Origin of the sequence: Paenibacillus periandrae (assembly GCF_022458865.1) — a bacterium.
GTDB lineage: Bacteria > Bacillota > Bacilli > Paenibacillales > NBRC-103111 > Paenibacillus_S > Paenibacillus_S periandrae.
In genome coordinates, this window is the sequence record NZ_JAJNMU010000030.1 from 53400 (window position 1) to 70769 (window position 17370).

At 43.9% G+C, this 17370-nt stretch carries 18 protein-coding genes and 2 pseudogenes; 18 read left to right on the top strand and 2 right to left on the bottom strand.

Going from position 1 to position 17370, the window contains the following annotated elements:
* Positions 1-8 precede the first annotated feature (8 nt).
* The 5 genes from LRL21_RS37005 to LRL21_RS47035 all read left to right on the top strand — a co-directional run bounded on the left by LRL21_RS37005 (position 9) and on the right by LRL21_RS47035 (position 6045).
* The gene (locus LRL21_RS37005) at positions 9-1457 is read left to right on the top strand and encodes a sulfatase family protein (RefSeq protein ID WP_240420825.1); all 1449 of its coding nucleotides are present in this window, start codon (positions 9-11) and stop codon (positions 1455-1457) included.
* Positions 1402-2442: an ABC transporter permease gene (locus LRL21_RS37010; protein WP_338044731.1), complete on the top strand. Its 1041-nt coding sequence runs from the start codon at positions 1402-1404 to the stop codon at positions 2440-2442. Before LRL21_RS37005 ends, LRL21_RS37010 begins: the two co-directional genes overlap by 56 nt.
* 15 nt (positions 2443-2457) lie before the next feature.
* The gene (locus tag LRL21_RS37015; protein ID WP_240420826.1) at positions 2458-3354 is read left to right on the top strand and encodes a carbohydrate ABC transporter permease; all 897 of its coding nucleotides are present in this window, start codon (positions 2458-2460) and stop codon (positions 3352-3354) included.
* A 25-nt stretch (positions 3355-3379) separates the two neighbouring features.
* Positions 3380-5020 carry an ABC transporter substrate-binding protein gene (locus tag LRL21_RS37020; protein ID WP_240420827.1) on the top strand — a complete coding sequence of 547 codons (1641 nt, stop codon included), beginning with the start codon at positions 3380-3382 and terminating at the stop codon, positions 5018-5020.
* A gap of 545 nt (positions 5021-5565) precedes the next feature.
* Positions 5566-6045 carry a carbohydrate ABC transporter permease gene (locus LRL21_RS47035; protein WP_420832534.1) on the top strand — a complete coding sequence of 160 codons (480 nt, stop codon included), beginning with the start codon at positions 5566-5568 and terminating at the stop codon, positions 6043-6045.
* On the opposite strand, the pseudogene LRL21_RS37025 reads toward LRL21_RS47035, so the two are convergent.
* Positions 6028-6288 (bottom strand): annotated as a pseudogene (locus LRL21_RS37025) (ATP-binding cassette domain-containing protein); the annotation flags it as partial. The gene LRL21_RS47035 and the pseudogene LRL21_RS37025 overlap by 18 nt on opposite strands.
* 47 nt (positions 6289-6335) lie before the next feature.
* Between LRL21_RS37025 and LRL21_RS37030 the strand changes: the two are divergent.
* The 7 genes and pseudogenes from LRL21_RS37030 to LRL21_RS37060 all read left to right on the top strand — a co-directional run bounded on the left by LRL21_RS37030 (position 6336) and on the right by LRL21_RS37060 (position 10813).
* Positions 6336-6920, top strand: a complete 585-nt coding sequence (locus tag LRL21_RS37030; RefSeq protein ID WP_240420828.1) for a fructose-bisphosphatase class II — start codon at positions 6336-6338, stop codon at positions 6918-6920.
* 65 nt (positions 6921-6985) lie between these two features.
* A complete protein-coding gene (locus tag LRL21_RS37035) occupies positions 6986-7168 on the top strand; it encodes a hypothetical protein (protein WP_240420829.1) in 183 nt (60 codons plus the stop codon).
* Entirely contained in the window at positions 7110-7808 is a 699-nt protein-coding gene (locus LRL21_RS37040; protein ID WP_240420876.1) for an HAD hydrolase family protein, read from the top strand. The genes LRL21_RS37035 and LRL21_RS37040 overlap by 59 nt, the downstream gene beginning before the upstream one ends.
* Positions 7808-8511 (top strand): annotated as a pseudogene (locus LRL21_RS37045) (glycerophosphodiester phosphodiesterase). The gene LRL21_RS37040 and the pseudogene LRL21_RS37045 overlap by 1 nt, the downstream one beginning before the upstream one ends.
* A gap of 220 nt (positions 8512-8731) precedes the next feature.
* Positions 8732-9580, top strand: a complete 849-nt coding sequence (locus tag LRL21_RS37050) for a hypothetical protein (protein WP_240420830.1) — start codon at positions 8732-8734, stop codon at positions 9578-9580.
* Positions 9581-9830: 250 nt separating this feature from the next.
* A complete protein-coding gene (locus LRL21_RS37055) occupies positions 9831-10412 on the top strand; it encodes a hypothetical protein (RefSeq protein WP_240420831.1) in 582 nt (193 codons plus the stop codon).
* Positions 10409-10813, top strand: a complete 405-nt coding sequence (locus LRL21_RS37060) for an SLAC1 family transporter (protein ID WP_240420832.1) — start codon at positions 10409-10411, stop codon at positions 10811-10813. The genes LRL21_RS37055 and LRL21_RS37060 overlap by 4 nt, the downstream gene beginning before the upstream one ends.
* Before the next feature lie 16 nt (positions 10814-10829).
* Here the strand turns inward: LRL21_RS37060 and LRL21_RS37065 are convergent, their stop codons facing one another.
* The gene (locus tag LRL21_RS37065) at positions 10830-11102 is read right to left on the bottom strand and encodes a VWA domain-containing protein (RefSeq protein WP_338044733.1); all 273 of its coding nucleotides are present in this window, start codon (positions 11100-11102) and stop codon (positions 10830-10832) included.
* A gap of 345 nt (positions 11103-11447) precedes the next feature.
* Between LRL21_RS37065 and LRL21_RS37070 the strand changes: the two genes are divergently transcribed.
* From LRL21_RS37070 to LRL21_RS37095, 6 genes are all read left to right on the top strand, one after another.
* Positions 11448-12200 (top strand): SDR family oxidoreductase, encoded by a 753-nt coding sequence (locus tag LRL21_RS37070; RefSeq protein ID WP_240420833.1) that lies wholly within the window; start codon positions 11448-11450, stop codon positions 12198-12200.
* A gap of 648 nt (positions 12201-12848) precedes the next feature.
* On the top strand, positions 12849-13094 hold the full coding sequence (locus LRL21_RS37075; RefSeq protein ID WP_240420834.1) for a hypothetical protein: 246 nt from the start codon (positions 12849-12851) through the stop codon (positions 13092-13094).
* A gap of 92 nt (positions 13095-13186) precedes the next feature.
* Positions 13187-14632, top strand: coding sequence for an FAD-dependent oxidoreductase (locus LRL21_RS37080; protein ID WP_240420835.1), 1446 nt, complete (start codon positions 13187-13189; stop codon positions 14630-14632).
* Positions 14633-14646: 14 nt separating this feature from the next.
* Complete coding sequence (locus tag LRL21_RS37085) at positions 14647-15243, top strand: TetR/AcrR family transcriptional regulator (RefSeq protein ID WP_240420836.1); 597 nt, start codon at positions 14647-14649, stop codon at positions 15241-15243.
* 252 nt (positions 15244-15495) lie between these two features.
* Positions 15496-15855: a winged helix-turn-helix transcriptional regulator gene (locus LRL21_RS37090; protein WP_240420837.1), complete on the top strand. Its 360-nt coding sequence runs from the start codon at positions 15496-15498 to the stop codon at positions 15853-15855.
* A gap of 479 nt (positions 15856-16334) precedes the next feature.
* Positions 16335-17261 (top strand): alpha/beta hydrolase family protein, encoded by a 927-nt coding sequence (locus LRL21_RS37095; protein ID WP_240420838.1) that lies wholly within the window; start codon positions 16335-16337, stop codon positions 17259-17261.
* Positions 17262-17370: the final 109 nt, after the last annotated feature.

Genomic DNA, 17370 nt, shown 5'->3' on the forward strand with positions numbered 1-17370 from the left:
GGCTTAAGATGGGCGAACCTAATATTTTATGGATTTGCACAGATCAGCAGCGTTATGACACCTTGGGCTGTTACGGAAATTCATTCGTTAAGACTCCCAATATTGATCGCCTTGCACAAAACGGCGTATTGTTCGAAAATGCCTTCTGTCAGGCAACGGTCTGCACACCAAGCCGAGCCAGTTTTTTGACCGGTCGTTATCCGCGCACAACCCGCTGTCGGCAAAATGGACAAAACATTCCGGAGGACGAAATACTTGTCACACGGCTGCTTGCAGACGCAGGTTATGTGGGCGGTCTGTCAGGCAAGCTTCACTTATCTGCTTGCAATCCAAGCGTCATGCATGGAACAGAGCGCAGAATAGCAGATGGCTACTCGCAATTTCACTGGTCCCATCATCCGGACGATCACTGGCCAACCAATGAATATATTCAATGGCTGCGCGCCAAAGGTAAGACCTACCAACCGGTGCAAACAGACAGAAGCCGTTATGTCGAGATAGGTCCCGATGCAGAAGACCATCAAACGACCTGGTGTGCAGAGATGGCGGTCCAGTTTATTGAAGCGAATCAATCCTACGAGCAGCCCTGGTTTTTTTCTGTCAATATGTTTGACCCGCATCACCCGTTTAATCCTCCTCGGGTCTATCTTGAGCGATATTTGCAAAAGCTGGATGAAATTCCGCTGCCTAATTATGAAAAAGGTGAGCTGGAGGAAAAGACATACTTCCAACAGTTTGACCACAACGGGGCTTATGGGAATGAAAGATTGCTGCCCTTCTCCCAGATGAACGAGCAGGATCACCGCATGCTAAAGGCTGCTTATTGGGCGATGATCGATTTGATCGATGAGCAGGTTGGCCGAATGCTGGAGGCGTTGGAACGCACTGGACAGCTGGAGAACACGATAGTCATCTTTATGTCGGACCATGGCGAGTTGCTGGGTGACCATGGTGTTTATTTGAAGGGTCCATTTTTCTATGAGTCGTCGATTCATGTTCCATTGATCGTATCTTGGCCCGGTCATTTTCAATCGGGAGTACGCAGTTCTGAGCTTGTTGAGCTTGTTGATGTGCCTCCTACTCTTTTGGAAGCAGCAGGCTTGCGCATTCATCCCGGTATGCAGGGGAAGTCACTTATGCAGTTGCTTACTGCAGAAGCAGTAGATTCCAAATTATCGCATCGCAGCGATATTTACTGTGAGCATTATAACGCTAGTGCGAAACAGAATGGTATCGGAGGCTTTGCTACTATGGTGCGAACCGACCGGTATAAGCTGGTATCTTATCACCGCCGTCATGAAGAGGAGCTGTATGACCTCCTGGAGGATCCGAATGAAAGGCGTAATTTATGGATGGATGAAAGCTACTCGTCAGTTAAGCTGGACATGATGAAACGATTATGTGACCGAATGGCTGAAACCGTGGATCCGCTACCGGAACGATTGGCTGTATGGTAGTAATGGCGCAAGAATTCAGGTCCGTATTAACAATAAACGGATGACATCTGCTCAGGAGGTGGTCACTACGAATAAAAATCGAATTTCACGCCAGCTACTGAAGGGATGGCAGTTATACTTATTGCTGATACTTCCACTCCTTTATCTGGCTTTATTTCGCTATGCACCGATGTATGGGGCTCAAATTGCTTTTAAGAACTATTCGATAACCAAGGGCATTATGGAAAGTCCATGGGTAGGCATTGCTAATTTTTCTCGTTTTTTTAACTCGTATGACTTTTGGCGAATTTTAACCAACACGCTGCTGCTAAGCTTGTATCATTTGCTGGCTACCTTTCTTTTTCCAATTTTACTAGCGCTGGGCCTCAATTATATCCATCATGTCCGGTTTCGCAAAACCTTACAACTCGTCACATATGCACCGCATTTTATTTCGGTTGTTGTCATGGTGGGACTCATTCTACAGTTTCTTTCTCCACGTATCGGGCCGCTCGCTTCGTTAAGCGAGTGGTTAGGCTTCACAATGCCCAATGTAATGGGTGACCCGGACTGGTTCAAATCGGTCTACGTATGGTCGGATGTTTGGCAGCATACGGGCTTTTCCTGCATTATCTTCCTTGCCGCTTTGGCTGGCATCGACCCGGCTCTGCATGAGGCTGCGCTGATGGATGGGGCGTCCAAGGTAAGAAGGATGTGGCACATCGATCTCCCGGGCATTATGCCGATTGCGATTATTATGCTGATCCTGAATGTGGGCCATATATTTGATCTGGGGTTTGAAAAGGTTCTACTTATGCAAAACCCGCTGAATACAAGAACCTCGGAAATTATCGACACCTATGTATATAACGTCGGGCTGAAGTCGGCGGTACCCAATTTTTCCTATGCTTCGGCCATCGGATTATTTAAAAATGTGATCGCGTTTATTCTGGTCATGTCCGTTAACCAGCTATCCAAAAAATTTGGCCAGTCTAGCCTTTGGTAACAGGAGGAATGGAACATGGAATCGTCGTTTTTAAGAGAATCAAGGGGTGACCGTTGGTTTAATATCATTAACTATACGTTTATGGCCTTGCTCCTGATTATCGTGTTATACCCTGTAATATTTGTGGTAAGCTCTTCATTCAGCAATAAAGATGCTGTCTCTGCAGGGCAGGTGCTGCTGTGGCCGGTTGGATTTAGTCTTGAAGGCTATCAAGCCGTATTTCGCGATCCAGCAGTGCTGAGATCCATAGCGGTTTCAATCGGCTATACGGTTGCCGGTACGTTAATTAATGTGACTCTGACGATTATGGCAGCATATCCGTTATCGCGTCGGGATTTATGGGGGCGAAACTGGCTGATGGGTTTGTTCGCCTTTACGATGTTTTTCAGCGGAGGGCTAATTCCAACGTACTTACTCGTCAAAAATCTGGATTTGCTCAATACACCTTGGGCGCTTCTGCTGCCTACTGCTCTGAGCATTTGGAATATGGTGATTACCCGGACTTACTTTATGGCGACCATTCCCGATGAGCTTCTGGAAGCGGGACAAATCGATGGTTGTAACGATCTCATTTTCTTATGGAAGATCGTGCTTCCGCTTTCCGGTCCGATTACCGCAGTGATTGCATTATATTATGGGGTGGAGCATTGGAATCAATACTTCAATGCGTTGCTTTACTTAAAGGAGCCGAAGCTTTATCCGCTCCAACTGGTGCTTCGGGAAATTCTGATTCGGAGCCAGATGAGCTCTGAAATGATGGGGGATTCGGCCCAAATGGCAGAACAGGCCGGTCTTGCAAATCTGCTTAAATATTCATTAATTGTAGTAGCTACTGCGCCCTTAATGCTGGTTTACCCTTATGTGCAGCGGTTTTTCGTTAGAGGCGTAATGATTGGGGCTTTAAAAGGATAATGAACTTTACAAGGAGGGTCTTACTATGAATAAATGGACTACAATAACAATGGCAGCGTTGCTGCTGGCAGCAGGCTGCAGCGATGGCAAAGAGCAAGGAGCTACGAAGAAAGACCTGCCCGCAGTAGCCGAGGGACCAAGCACAGAGGCAGGCACTTTTCCATTGGTCAAGGATAAAATAACACTTAAAGTACTTGCTGTAAAAAATCCGAGTGTGCAGGATTATAGTACCAATGAGTTTACGAAATGGTATGAGGAGAAGACGAACGTCAAGATCGAATGGCAATTTGCGACTCCGCAGGATCGTCAGGAAAAGCTGAATCTGGTGCTGGCCACCAATGATTTGCCGGATATGATCATTGGCTTCGGCGTTTCTCCCGCCCAACAAATGGTTTACGGGCAGCAAGGCTTGTTCATCGCACTGAACAATTTGATCGATAAGTATGGTGTGGAAACGAAAAAAACTCTGGAAAAGTACCCGGAAATCAAGCAAGCGACGACTGCTCCCAACGGCAATATATATTCACTCAGCAGTATCGACCGTAACCCGCATACGATGCTTCAACAAAAAATGTGGATTAATACCGAGTGGTTAAAGAAGCTGAATCTGGACATGCCAACAACGACGGATGAGTTCGAAAAGGTGCTAAAAGCATTTAAGGAAAAAGATCCAAACGGTAATGGAAAAGCGGACGAAATTCCTATGATTGGAGGGGTCCAGGAGAAGCTGACTGGATTGGACAGCTTCTTAATGAACTCGTTTATTTTGAATGATTTGAATGCAGACCAGCTAATTTTCGATGATAAAGGCAGTATAGAAGTTAATTTCAATAAGCCGGGCTTTAAGAAAGGTCTGCAATATTTAAATAAGCTATACGCCCAAGGATTGATAGCCCCGGAATCTTTTACGCAAAATAATGATCAAATGAAATCGCTCGTGGAAAATGGTGATGCAAGGGTCGGTGTCATATCCTCCTTCATCCCGCAGGTATTCTCTAATATTACCGGCAAGCGGTGGCTGGATTATAAAACCGTTCCCCCGCTTAAGGGCCCGGACGGCTTGCAGCAGACCCCATATCGTTATTATTCTGTCAATGGGGGCAATCTGTTAATTACGAATGCGTCCAAAAATCCGGAGGTTGCGTTTCGTTGGGCAGATGCGCTGTATAACTATGATATCAGTATGAGTGGAAATATCGGAACGGAGGGAATTGGCTGGCGGAAGCCAACAACTGATGAGCTCGGTCTGAATGGCAAACCGGCCAATTGGGTGCGGCTGCTGGCTTCCGGTACGCTGCAGAATAACAACTGGGCGCAAACAACATCTTACCATTTCTCGCGGGAAATGTTTGAAGGGCTTGCTGCTGGGCCGAATGAGGTGCCCCGTGTTTTGTACGAGGAGACACAAAAGAACTACGAGCCTTACAAAACGAAGCAGGAGCAAAGTGTACCTCCGGTGTTCTTCGATGACGCACAATCCTCAGAGCTCAGTGATTTGCAAAAAACGATCAAGGATTACGTGAAGGAAATGACTACCCGCTTCATCATTGGAGATGCATCCATTGATAAGGAGTGGGATAAGTATATACAAACATTGGATGGTATGAATTTGAAACGTTATCTTCAAATTTATAACGAGGGCTACAAAGCGCAGTATAAAAAGTAATGCGTGAAGCTCGTAAAATCCGAAGAAAATCGCAAACGGCTCTTTCGCAAACAATGCGAACAGAGCCGTTTTTTTCACTGTTTCACGGAAGAGAGACTCCCCCTAATCAACGAAATTAAAATAAAGAAGTCTAGTTTTATATACTAAATTTAATATATAAATTTGAAAATAACCTAAGTATAATAAACACACATCTATAACATGGTATAAAGAAAAGGAGGCATTACACAATGATTACCACTAAAAAAGTGCGAAGTCTTTCTGCGGTAACAGCTCCCTACGTATTTATTGGCCCATCCATGATTTTTATCATTGTTTTATCTATATTCCCAATTCTTTACTCATTGTATTTAAGTTTTTTGAGCTACAACTTATCCATGCCGGCTACTACAATCAAATTCAATGGGCTTAACAACTACATGTATATGTTGACCAATAAAACGTTCTTAGGGTCTATTGCATGGACGTTGAGTTTTTCGATCATGGTTGTAGCTTTAAATGTCATCCTTGGAATGTCCTTGGCACTTCTATTGAATAGTTCGTTGATGGAACGCACTTCCAATTTATTTAAAACCGCTTTCATTTTGCCTATGATGCTGGCACACGTTGTCTCTGCAACGATATGGAAGCTGATGTTCTCACCAGTTTATGGTATTCTAAATAACATACTAATGATGTTGGGTTATAACAAAGTAAATTGGACAGCCGATACCGATAATGCGAGATTCGCGATTATTCTTGTGGAGCTATGGGGCTCTACTCCATTTTGTATGCTTATCTTTTTAGCCGCTTTGAAAACGGTACCAAAGGAATTGTATGAATCTGCACTCATTGACGGAGCAAACCGGATCAGGACTTTCTTCGGCATAACACTCCCATTGATTAGAAACTTTCTGGCTTTGGTGGTTTCGATTCGGATAATGGATTCCCTAAGAATGTTCGATATTGTCTACACCTTGACTAATGGGGGCCCAGGAGATGATACCGAAACCATAGGAACAACCATTTACGAAGGTGGTACCTAATTTCTTGTGCAGCTCGATCAATTCAATGCGCATCTGCCCTCTGAGCTTGGCATCCAGATTAGACAATGGCTCATCCATCAAAAACACGGTAGGCTTCTTGACCATGGCACGTGCCAATGCGACACGCTGGCATTGTCCGCCGGATAAGGTGGACGGTTTACGGTCAAGGTAGTTATTCAAACCAACCGTAGCACTGATACTCTCCACGAGTTGGTCCTCGTTAATCGCCATACCACCCTGCATTTCCCATGGGTCCGTCGGTTTACTTAGCAGAACGTTTTCTCCTTCTATTGTCTGGCCGAACGGCTGCCGGGTTCATCGACTTGGAAGCTCCACTTGTGGACAATGTCATCCATACGGCCCGAGCCTTGGGAAAACGCATGGAGCATATGACCGTAATGATCCAATATCGCGAACGGCATCAGCAGGCGATTGAAGCGGTTCGTGCAACAGGAGCGAGAGTTCGGCTGTTTGACGACGGTGATGTAACCTGCGCGATTGCTGCGGCAATCGAAAGCAGCGGGATCGATTTGTTCTATGGAATCGGGGGAGCACCGGAAGGCGTTATTTCCGCGGTTGCTATTCAATGCCTTGGCGGTGAAATGCAAGCGAGGCTGCTCCCGGCTACAACTTTTGAGCATGAGCGTTGTGTCGGCATGGGACTTAGCGATCCGAATCGAGTGCTGACACTAAGAGATATGGTTGCGTCCGACGAATGTATATTTGCCGCTACTGGAACTACACCGGGCTTGTTATTGAATGGGATAACTACAGAGTCAGGATTAGGAGCGGTTACTCACTCGTTATTAACCAATGGTCAACCGAATGCAGTTCATTTTATTCGTACGGTCCATTCGTCAAGAGAAGTAGGGTGAAGGAACAGGGGTGTGGCTGGCAATGAAAAATATAGGTTCAGGCTTAGAAGGAAGGGTAGTTATCTATGAGTGGAATTCGCATGATAGTCAGTGATTTGGACGGAACGCTGCTGTCTGAGGACAACAGATTAACTGACACGGTTAAAAGATGCCATCAATCGATTTCGATTAGCCAGGGGGCTGTTTACAATCGCTACCGGCCGTTTCGGTCCAAGCACCGAAAGTATAATCAAACAGCTGAATATTGATATTCCTTTTATTTTATGCAATGGAGGTGTGCTGGCCAATCAGGATCGTGTATTAGAGATGGAGATGATTACCCTGGAAGAGACTTCATCTTTTTTATTGGAATGTGACCAGCTCGGGGCGACTGTAATGCTGTTTCGAGAGGATGGACTTCATGCGATCCGGCGTTCGCCGCAATTGGAATTATTTGAACAAAAAGAGGAAGTTCGCAGTTCTTTAATACATGCGTTTGCTGACGATTGGCTTACCACTCCTGTCCAGAAGGTCGTTATGGTCGGAGATGTGAAGCAGATAAAGGAAATCTGGCAAACGAAACAAAGCAGCTTTCGCAAGCAATACGTCACTACACAGTCTGAGGATGATTTATTTGAAATTCTACCGCCCTTTCAAAGCAAGGGTACGACTCTGAAAAAACTGATGGCCTTGATGAATTTAGAACCGCGGGAGGTCATGAGTATCGGCAACCAAATGAATGATCTGGATATGCTTGAAAGCTCCGGAATTGGCGTAGCTGTAGCCAACAGTCACCCCGAGCTTAAAAAGAAGGCTTCCTATGTGTGCAGCAAAAGCTATGGTGAAGGCGTAGTGGAAGCAATGGAACGATTTGTATTCAATTCAACGATTGTACGGAGGGATGCATAATGAAAGTAAAAGGTATCGCACACAGAGGCTGCCCTGGCCGTTATCCTGAAAATACGTTGATTTCTTTTCAGGAGGCAGTGAAGCTCTCTTATTCATATCTGGAGCTGGATGTTCAGCTTAGCAAGGATGGCGTCCCCGTGATAATCACGATACATCAGTGGACCGCATGACGAACGGGAAAGGGCAGGTAAAGGATTTGACCTTGGCCGAGCTCAAGGAACTGCGGATAGGGGGTACCGAGCAAATTCCTATTCTGGAAGAGGCTTTGACTTTGCTGAGAGATCAACTAATCATTGACATTGAACTAAAACAGATGGGAAATCTGTATCCTGGATTAGAAGAAAAGGCATTGACTATGGTAAAAGAGATGAGGATGTTGGATCAGGTGTTTTTTTCATCCTTCGATCACTATTCCATGGTGAAGCTAAGACAGTTGGAGCCTAAGGCTGAAATTGGGTTGATCAATCATAGTGCCAGTCCGGCCTTATTTCCGCTCCTAAAAGAGCTGAATGCCCGATATTTGTCGATTAATTTGGACTATGTCACCCCTGAACTGATTCAACGCTGTGAAGAGGAAAATATAATCTTTATCCCTTATCCGGTGGACCGGGAGGAGGATATGCAGGCTATGCTCCGCTATCCGTCAGTACTCATTTGCACGAATGAGCTGGAAAGATGGGCATCTATATCGTCAGCGGGTTAATAACGCTTATATGTTCGGTTCGGGGAACAACACATTTCTATAGCAATCTCTTGAAGATGCGGCTACCTCTTAGTTTTACTTTGAGGTGGCTTTATTTTATTACGTGCTACAAAGCGAATGAAACGGAGGAGACGCCGGTGTGGATTTATTTGTGAAGGGACCACTACCTTGATTTTCTGTAAAGCATAGTTCTCAGCACCAATATTTGGTATAATCAGAAATGACAGATTTCGAGCAAATTCTTCAGCCGATGGATCAAATTTGGGGTTGCTTATTCATGTGGACTTTTATGATTTTTATGAGCTTTATGGCATTTCTAGCTTGCTTAATAGGGAGTATTGTCTCAACTTTCCAAAAGAATAGTTTACATACAAAATACTTTATTCTTACGGGATCTTTATTCATATTGTTCATCGTATTAATAATCGAATCCCCAGAATCCAGTACAGACTCTAACATTGTTGCTTCTGTCGCCCCAGCTATTGCTTCAGGCAAAGCTGAATTGGATACCGCCACCAAGAGTACTAGTGCCGAGAAATCCCAAGCTAAGCTGAAATCAGAAACTGAAGCCAAGAAAAAAGCGAAGCAAAAGAACAGTAATCTACCAGAATCACTGGGAATGTATCCTGAACAATTCCAAGTCGTCTTTAATCATATCGCGGGTAAGTTTCAGCCCGTCTTTAATATTGACTCCATAAATGTTGAAGAAGGCAACGCCGTGAATGCATTCTCTTACATGCTGAAAGATGAACTGGGTATTATAGGCTTGATAAACAAGGATGACGGCAACCTGCAAAGCCTGGCAATAGCAGGGAAGGAAGACGGGAGCAAAGATGCAACTAAAGCGTTGGCTACAGCCTTTCAAGTACTCATTAGAGCTACGAATGTAACCTTGTCTTCTAAAGAAATAAGTGCTTTAATGGAAGAACTGGGTATATTGGATGGTAATGTTAAAAAAATGAATAAATCAATAATCCTAAATGGATTAAGATATTCTACAGGTTATACTGAGAAATTCGGCGTGTCTCTTATGATTAGTAATGCAAATGATGCTAATTATGCAAGATGAGTAAAAGATCAAACTCATCCTAATTAAAATTATTGAATCTTCTTACTTCAATGTAACAAGAGCTACTTCTTCGGATTTATAAAATAGAAGTATGCGTCAAGTAGTCCCACAAGCGCCTGTCGCATGTCATGAGGACTTTTTGACGATTACTATTTAGTTGATTTAAAGAGATCCCTTGCCTTTTTGTGAGGGATCTCTTTATTTTACGGAGAGAGACGAAAGTTATGGGCTTATCACCCTCACGTTACATTTGTTAGATGGCACCCAGTACTTGTTCAATGCCAACCATCAACTGACTAAAATCTTGGACGCTTACCAAAACACGATCTCTTTTACATATGGTGGGAATGGGCTGCTTTCCAAAACCACCGGGTCGGCAGGCAGCGAGATCGTGATTACGTACAATGAGAATAGCATTGTGCTCACACAGGGCACTAAAACCGTTACATACACAACGGAAAACCGCTATGTGTATGAAAATGATGAATCGTACATGTCGAAGAAAAAGATCTTAACGGGCGTCAAGGATGCGAACAATCGCCAGACGACGTATGCTTATCAAATCAAGGATCCGACGTGGAGAAATGCGACGTATCCGTACGCTTTATTAAATCGCGTTACATATCCGACAATGGCTACAAGCGAATATACGTATGATGCTGAACCCGTCATCCGGTATTACGGTAAAGCGTTGACGGGCGGATACCGGGTTCGCGGTCGTGAAGATACGATGAAGAATGAGCAAAACGTGGTAGAAATCAAAAATAAAAAAACGTTCGATTATGTGGGCGATTTAAACGCCGATGCCGAGTCTACCAACACCGAATTTTGATCGTATCCAGATTAATTCATCAGGCTCCACTTCCTGCTGGATTAACGCCTTCCTTGATCATCATGATTGCACCGTTTGAGGTTGGCTTTCTTGGCTATACGAATATCATGCAACGAATTGATCAGTTCGCAGCTATCTTGTTTTACATTGGCTTATTTTTATTCATCGTCCTGCTCTTTAAAGTCTTCAATAAGTCAGTACCGTTCGGTGCTTCTTGGTGGGCTGTAAGCTTTCCGATGGCTGCGCTTAGCAATGCCGCTTTGAAGTATGCGATGTTCGTGCATTCCTGGCTGTTAATTGCTATCGCCGCGGTCATTCTGGCATTGGTTAGTCTTGTTCTCATCGTTCTGTTTATTCGAACGCTGAACATTTTGTTCAATGGCCAATTGCTTAAAGGATAAGATAAGTCAAGAAGTATCACAATGAGGACTGGACTATCATTCTAATCCTTAACCCAACGCTTTGCCGAGCGATCCTGTCCATTCCAATTTTGATCAATAGTTTTTTGTTGAATCGGAAATGATCATATAAGTATTCAGCGGATATGATGGAAATATCGTCCAGGTGAAAGAAATTAGCATTATCCACGAATCTCCCCTCCATCTCCTCCAATTTGCGAAGCAATACAAAGTCTAAGTTGGCGATTCCAACAAATTGCCAGAAAATCGGTAACGTAGAGGACTCGACAATAACCTTTTAGTAGGCTTTACAACGCCCCCATCATTAATAAAAACAATGAAAGCCGGCTGTGTGCTCGGCTTTTTCTTGTATATTTACGAATGACATCCCCCATAACGTGGGGACAGAAGCTTGCTGCTATACCTGGATCACTGTGGTAAGAGGCGCTCTGTCTCTGAATCGATCTACATATTGGCAGCCACAGAATTCACGGGTTCTTTGTTGGTGCTTATTCCAAAGCTCAGCCAAAAACTATACTTTCGTATAATTACTGGATGAAAACCGTCATGATAAATTGAATGACATGTAAGACCATTTTATAAGGAAGTACGCGATACTAAAATTGGAGGGAAAATAATGATGAATTTACTTGGAAAAGTAGCTTTTATATCGGGAGGGGCCCGAGGAATTGGGGCGGCGGCGGCGCTGCTGCTGGCTCAACAGGGTGCGAAGGTTGCAGTTAATTATATTCAGAATGTAGATATTGCTCAGACGCTCGTGGATCGGATTCGTAATGCGGGCGGGGAGGCTGAGCTGGCAAGGGCGGATGTGCGTGACCCTGAACAGGTGGAGAAAGTTGTGAAACACATCCAGACGACATTAGGAAGCATCGATATCCTGGTGAGCAACGCACACATGTCCTTCGTGATGAAGCCGCTGATGGAGATGCAATGGGGGGAATTTACCCAAAAGTTAAACGATGAAATGAAGGCAGCATTTACGTTAACGCAAACAATTTTACCAGGCATGATTGCTCAAAAATATGGAAGAATCATCTATATTTCCAGCAATGCAGCAGATGTGGCATTACCTTATATGGCGGCACATGGTTCCGCCAAAGCGACGCTCAATGCGTTTGCAAAATATGTAGCGCTGGAAGCTGCCCCATATGGTGTAACGGCGAATGTGGTCTCACCTGGACTAGTCCAGACAGATGCGTCAAGTTATACGCCGGAAGCGATCAAACAACAAATAGCTGCCATGACACCTCTACAACGGGTGGCTGTGCCGGATGATGTATCAGGTGCGATTGCCTTTCTAGCCAGTGAGGAGAGCAGGTTCTTAACAGGTACTTGTACAAATGTGAACGGCGGAATACATATGGGGTAAATCAGCATCGAATAGAAGGTTACGGTTGGAAGAGCGTCCCGTCATTGATTCGGCACATCATATTAGCGGAAGCCGGTCCTTTCCGAGTCGATTTACTCAAACCAAGCAAGTCTGCGGTGAAGGGCAACGAAGACAATTTCGAAAAAAAAATAAAAGAATTGTTCAAGAAAAGTGGTACAAAGGCGGAAGCATCCATAAAGGCAAAGCTGTGCAGTAATCTCCGCTGGTAGAAATGAAAACGTCTTTACTCTTGTAAAGCTGTACACCGAAAGATAGTCACTTTAGAAAAAGTGCCTGTCTTTCGGTTTTTTGTGTTTAATAAAAATTACCACGTTCAACCAGAGGCGATCCTTCATACAGATCAGGGCATATCCTACACATACCCTGTGTTTCAACATAAAGTGAGGCAAGCAGGATTTACGCAATTTCTGTCCAGTAAGTATCTTAATCATATTAACAGAACCTAAACGGCAGGAGCAAAATTAAGCTGATGTTCATCTATTCGTTTAGGCTCCGTTTCAACGAGGCTGGTAGGATAGGAAATGAGTATCCTATGCCCCGGGCAGGAAAGCCTTCTCTGTACTTCTCATGAATTTTGTGAAAGGAGACAACCTTCTTGCCATTTCACTAGAAGGAGCTTATATGCAGATGAAAAAAATTAACTTTTTATTTCTTTCCCTATTCTTGCTTGCTTCTATATTCTTATCCGTTCATGCTGCAGAGAAAGCCTTATCCATGTGGCTAAATATTATTTCACTAGAGGGAGCTTATATGCAGATGAAAAAAATCAGCTTTTTATTTCTTTCCCTATCCTTGCTTACTTCTGTATTCTTTTCCGTTCATGTTGCAGAGGAAGCCTTGTCTCTATGGCTAAATGGCGATCAATCCTGTTAAAAATAGGAATATTGCTTATTGACATACGGAAAATAAACGTCTATTCTATTATTGACTGAATTAGTCAATCAATAAAATAAGGAGCGAATCAGATGATGAATATACAAAAAGAAGGCAAGGCCATCGTGATCGGTGGCAGCATCACAGGTTTAATGACGGCAAGGGTCCTTTCCTCATATTACGAAGAGGTAACCCTTATCGACAAGGACGATTTTCCCGATCATCCCGCAGATCGGAATGGTGCTCCGCATGGCTTTCATCCCCATAGGTTCACACAACGTGGTAAAATGATTACAGAGCAGCTTTTTCCTGGCTATGAGGAAGAACTGGTGGCTCTTGGTTCACCAAGTTCACTAAATAAAACCGTTCATATGATGAATCAATATGGAACGGTAGCCGGACCTTACCAACGGAACGATATCAAGTTCAGCCGTGCTGTACTGGAGTGGGTAATTCGTGGGCGTGTCAAGGAGATTCCGAATGTACGGTTACTAGCGGAGCATGATGTTATTGGGCTTCACACAACGCTGAATCATAAGGCTGTTACAGGAGTTCAAGTCCGTGGGCGGGGAACAGGCTTGAAAAACGATTTATTGGCGGATCTTGTTGTGGATGCCAGTGGCCGCACCTCCAAACTGACGCAATGGTTGAAGGAGTTTGGATATGATGTACCTCGCCCTGATCGAATGAAAGCAGCTATCGGATACAGTACCCGCAGATATAACATACCTGTACATTTGAAGCACCTGACCGAGAAATGGGATGTGATCAACATCATGGGCCAACCGATCAAGGGAACGTTTACGGGCGTATTCTCCTTTATAGAGAATCAGGTGGCTGAAATGCTGCTCTATCGTCCAGGTGGGCACTATCCACCAACGGATGCGGTAGATTTCGAGCAGGAGGTCGCTCAGCTTCCTACCCCCATGATTGCAGAAATCCTGTGTGAGCTCGAACCGATCGGCACACCTAAGGGTTTTCGCGTACCCGAACTATACCGTCACCATTATGAGCAAATGGAAAGTTGGCCGGACGGATTATTAGTGTTAGGAGACGCATTTTGCATTTATGACCCGATTTTTGGTCAAGGGATGACGGTTGCTGCCATAGAAGTGGATTTGCTGAACACCTTGCTGCAGGAGCGGCAGAACAACCCTGAACCACATTTTGAGCAAAAAGTGCTCCGCAGGATCCAGAAAGAGGCCATAACTCCTGCCTGGTGGTTAAATTGTGCGGCGGATTTACAGTGGGATGGTGTCGAATATGAGGCTGGTACAGAACCGCTCAAGGGAATTGCTTTTGGGAGCAGGTATATGAATTTGATCCTGAAAGAGGGGAGCGCGAACCATAATTTCAAACTATTTGGTTTGTACTGGGGCGTTAACTCGTTATCATTACCACTTCAAGAGCTGTTTAATCCACAGATGGTCAAGTCGGTGCTTGAGGCATCGGAGGAAGGACAGCAACTACTCGCAGACCTGCTGAAGGAATACGAGCTGCCGTTAGAAGAAGTATTGACTAAATTGATTCCAAGCTAGGAGTGAAAAACATAATGTCTCCGTTAAATGAAGAACAACAGCATCAGATTCGAGATGAACGCAGGGAACAAATTATGAGCGCTGCGCTTAAAGTTTTTGCAAGGCGGGGGATTATTGGGACGAAAATGAGCATGATTGCTGCTGAGGCCGGGATAAGCCATGGGCTGCTTTATCACTACTTTGCGTCTAAAGAAGAGCTTTTCACAACACTTGTTGAAAGAGCAATGATTGCCTCGGATGAGGCTATACAAAGTGTTTATGAATTACCGGGCTCCCCGATTGATAAAATAAGAGCGTTAACGCTAGACATGTTAGACGAAGGTGGTACGGACTACTTTCTGCTAATCCATCAGGCGAGAACATCAGATGGAGTGCCTGAGAAGGTAGTGGAGTTGATGAAGCTTTACTCAATGGACAAATACGTCAAGCAACTGCAGGCATTATTCCGGGAAGGACAGGAGGTTGGGGAGCTTGTGGATGGAGACTTGGACGAAATGATTGCGTCTTACCTATCGGTACTCTCCGGCCTGATGGTGCTTAATGTGCAGAAGATTGGGGGCTACCAGCGCCCGAGAGTTGACATGCTGCTGAGGATGATTGCTCCTTTATAGGGAAATCTACTTTGATATGCTCCCCATACGATAGACGTGTGAATTAATATACCTGCTATGGTAAGGAGAGCCCTCTGAAAGAAATAATGCAGCCCGTCTCTTAATGGAGAACGGCCTGCATTATTTTGTTTACGCCTCATTTTAGACGGACCTAGTCTAGGAGCAGCAATAATATTGGCCAAGCCTGATTTAATGATCTATTATAAAGTATGCATATTTATATTATATACTATCAAAAGGAGAGTGTAACTTGTGCGCGAAACCTGTGTTCCGAGTGGCGTGAAATTAAAAGAAACTGGCTTTGGATACACGTTGTCCTTAATAGGTGGTAAATATAAAATGATCATTATGTATTGGCTGTCTGAAAATAAGGTTATGCGGTTTAATGAGCTGAAGCGATGTATCGGTAGCATTTCCTTTAAAACGCAAAGCATCATGTTAAAAGAGCTGGAGGCAGATGGCCTTGTCATACGCAAAGAATTTCCCCAAATCCCTCCAAAAGTTGAATATTCATTATCTGAACGTGGTCTTTCTCTAATTCCATTGTTAAATATGATGTGCGAGTGGGGAGAGGAAAACAGTTCGCCAGGTTTGGAGGCTGTACAGCGGTAGAAGCAGCTATTCTGTTTATATCAAAAGAGGTATCTCCTGAACAAGGAAATACTTCTTTTTTATAGCAGCTCTAATAAAACTACCTCTTACAGGTGGTCAACAAAATTTAAATAATTTAGTGCACTTTTTTTCCAATTCGCTTGTAGACGACTCATTTTTTGTTCCAGGCACATTTTCACCAGCTTATTTTCCGTACCATAAAAAGCAAAGAATGAACGATAATTTGCATAGTTCTTATTTATTTTCTTTTTTGAGTATAAAGATTGCAATGCAAATATGTAAGTATGTACTTTTAGTACAGGTACTGTCATAAAGGTAAGTGTTATTCCGGGCATATGGAAAATGGAGGGACTGTCATGAAACAGGCTAGTGCGGGACATAACTTCCAATATGTGTTAATCTACAATTGTGTAAAAAAGGGAGGATATAGTGAAAATAACAGAGAAAATGAAATGTGCATGCGTACAGGAGGTTGAAAAATGATAGAACAAGTGACGGTAATGGCAAATGCCGCCTATCCATTGGAAGGAATTTTGACGTTGCCGGATTCTCTTACTGAAAAAGTCCCGGCAGTTGTATTTGTACATGGCTCCGGTCCCTTGGATAAAGACGAAACAATTGGTGCAAATAAGCTGTTTCGAGACCTTGCGGACGGACTTTCCAAAGAAGGGATAGCATCGCTCCGGTACGATAAGCGTACTTATACCTATGGCAAGCAGATAATTCAAGAACTCGGCGGCAAGCTTACAGTAGAAGAAGAGATCATTCAGGACGCGATTATGGCTGTTCATATGCTAAAAAAAGACCTGCGCGTGGATGCAAACCGCGTATTCTTGATTGGACACAGTCAAGGCGGCATGCTTGCTCCCAGAATTGATGCCGAAGGCGGCGACTTGGCAGGATTATTTATTTTAGCCGGTACTTCTCGAACGCTTGAAGAAGTCATCATAAACCAGAATGAAGATTCTATAAAGCAGCTTGAAAAATCTCAACAAGAGATAGCCTTAAAGCAGGTAAAAGAACTGCAAGACAAGTTTGATGCTATATCTGACATGACGGATGAGATGGCGCAACAGACCATTTTGTTCGGTTCTGTCTATGCTTGGTATCTTAAAGAAATGAAGCAGCATCCAATCAAAGATTATTTATCGCAAAGCAACAAACCGATTTTCGTCATACAGGGTGATAAAGATGTGCAGGTTTCCGTCGAAAAAGATTTCAACCGATACCGTGAAATGTTAAAAGATCACCCGGGTGCCACGTTCAAGCTCTATCCCGGTTTGAACCATATGTTTATGGAAGCTGTGTATGGTACGTTGAAAGACATTTGGGATGAATATAATATCCCGCAAACCGTGGACAGGACCGTTTTAGAAGACATAGCACAGTGGATATTGTCGGTTTGAATATTACGTTACATGAAATCAGCCTCATAAAAATTTGATATGTTTCGTGAAGCTGAAAGAACTGATAAAGATCAATTATTCGAACTTTATAGAATGTTAGTACCACTCT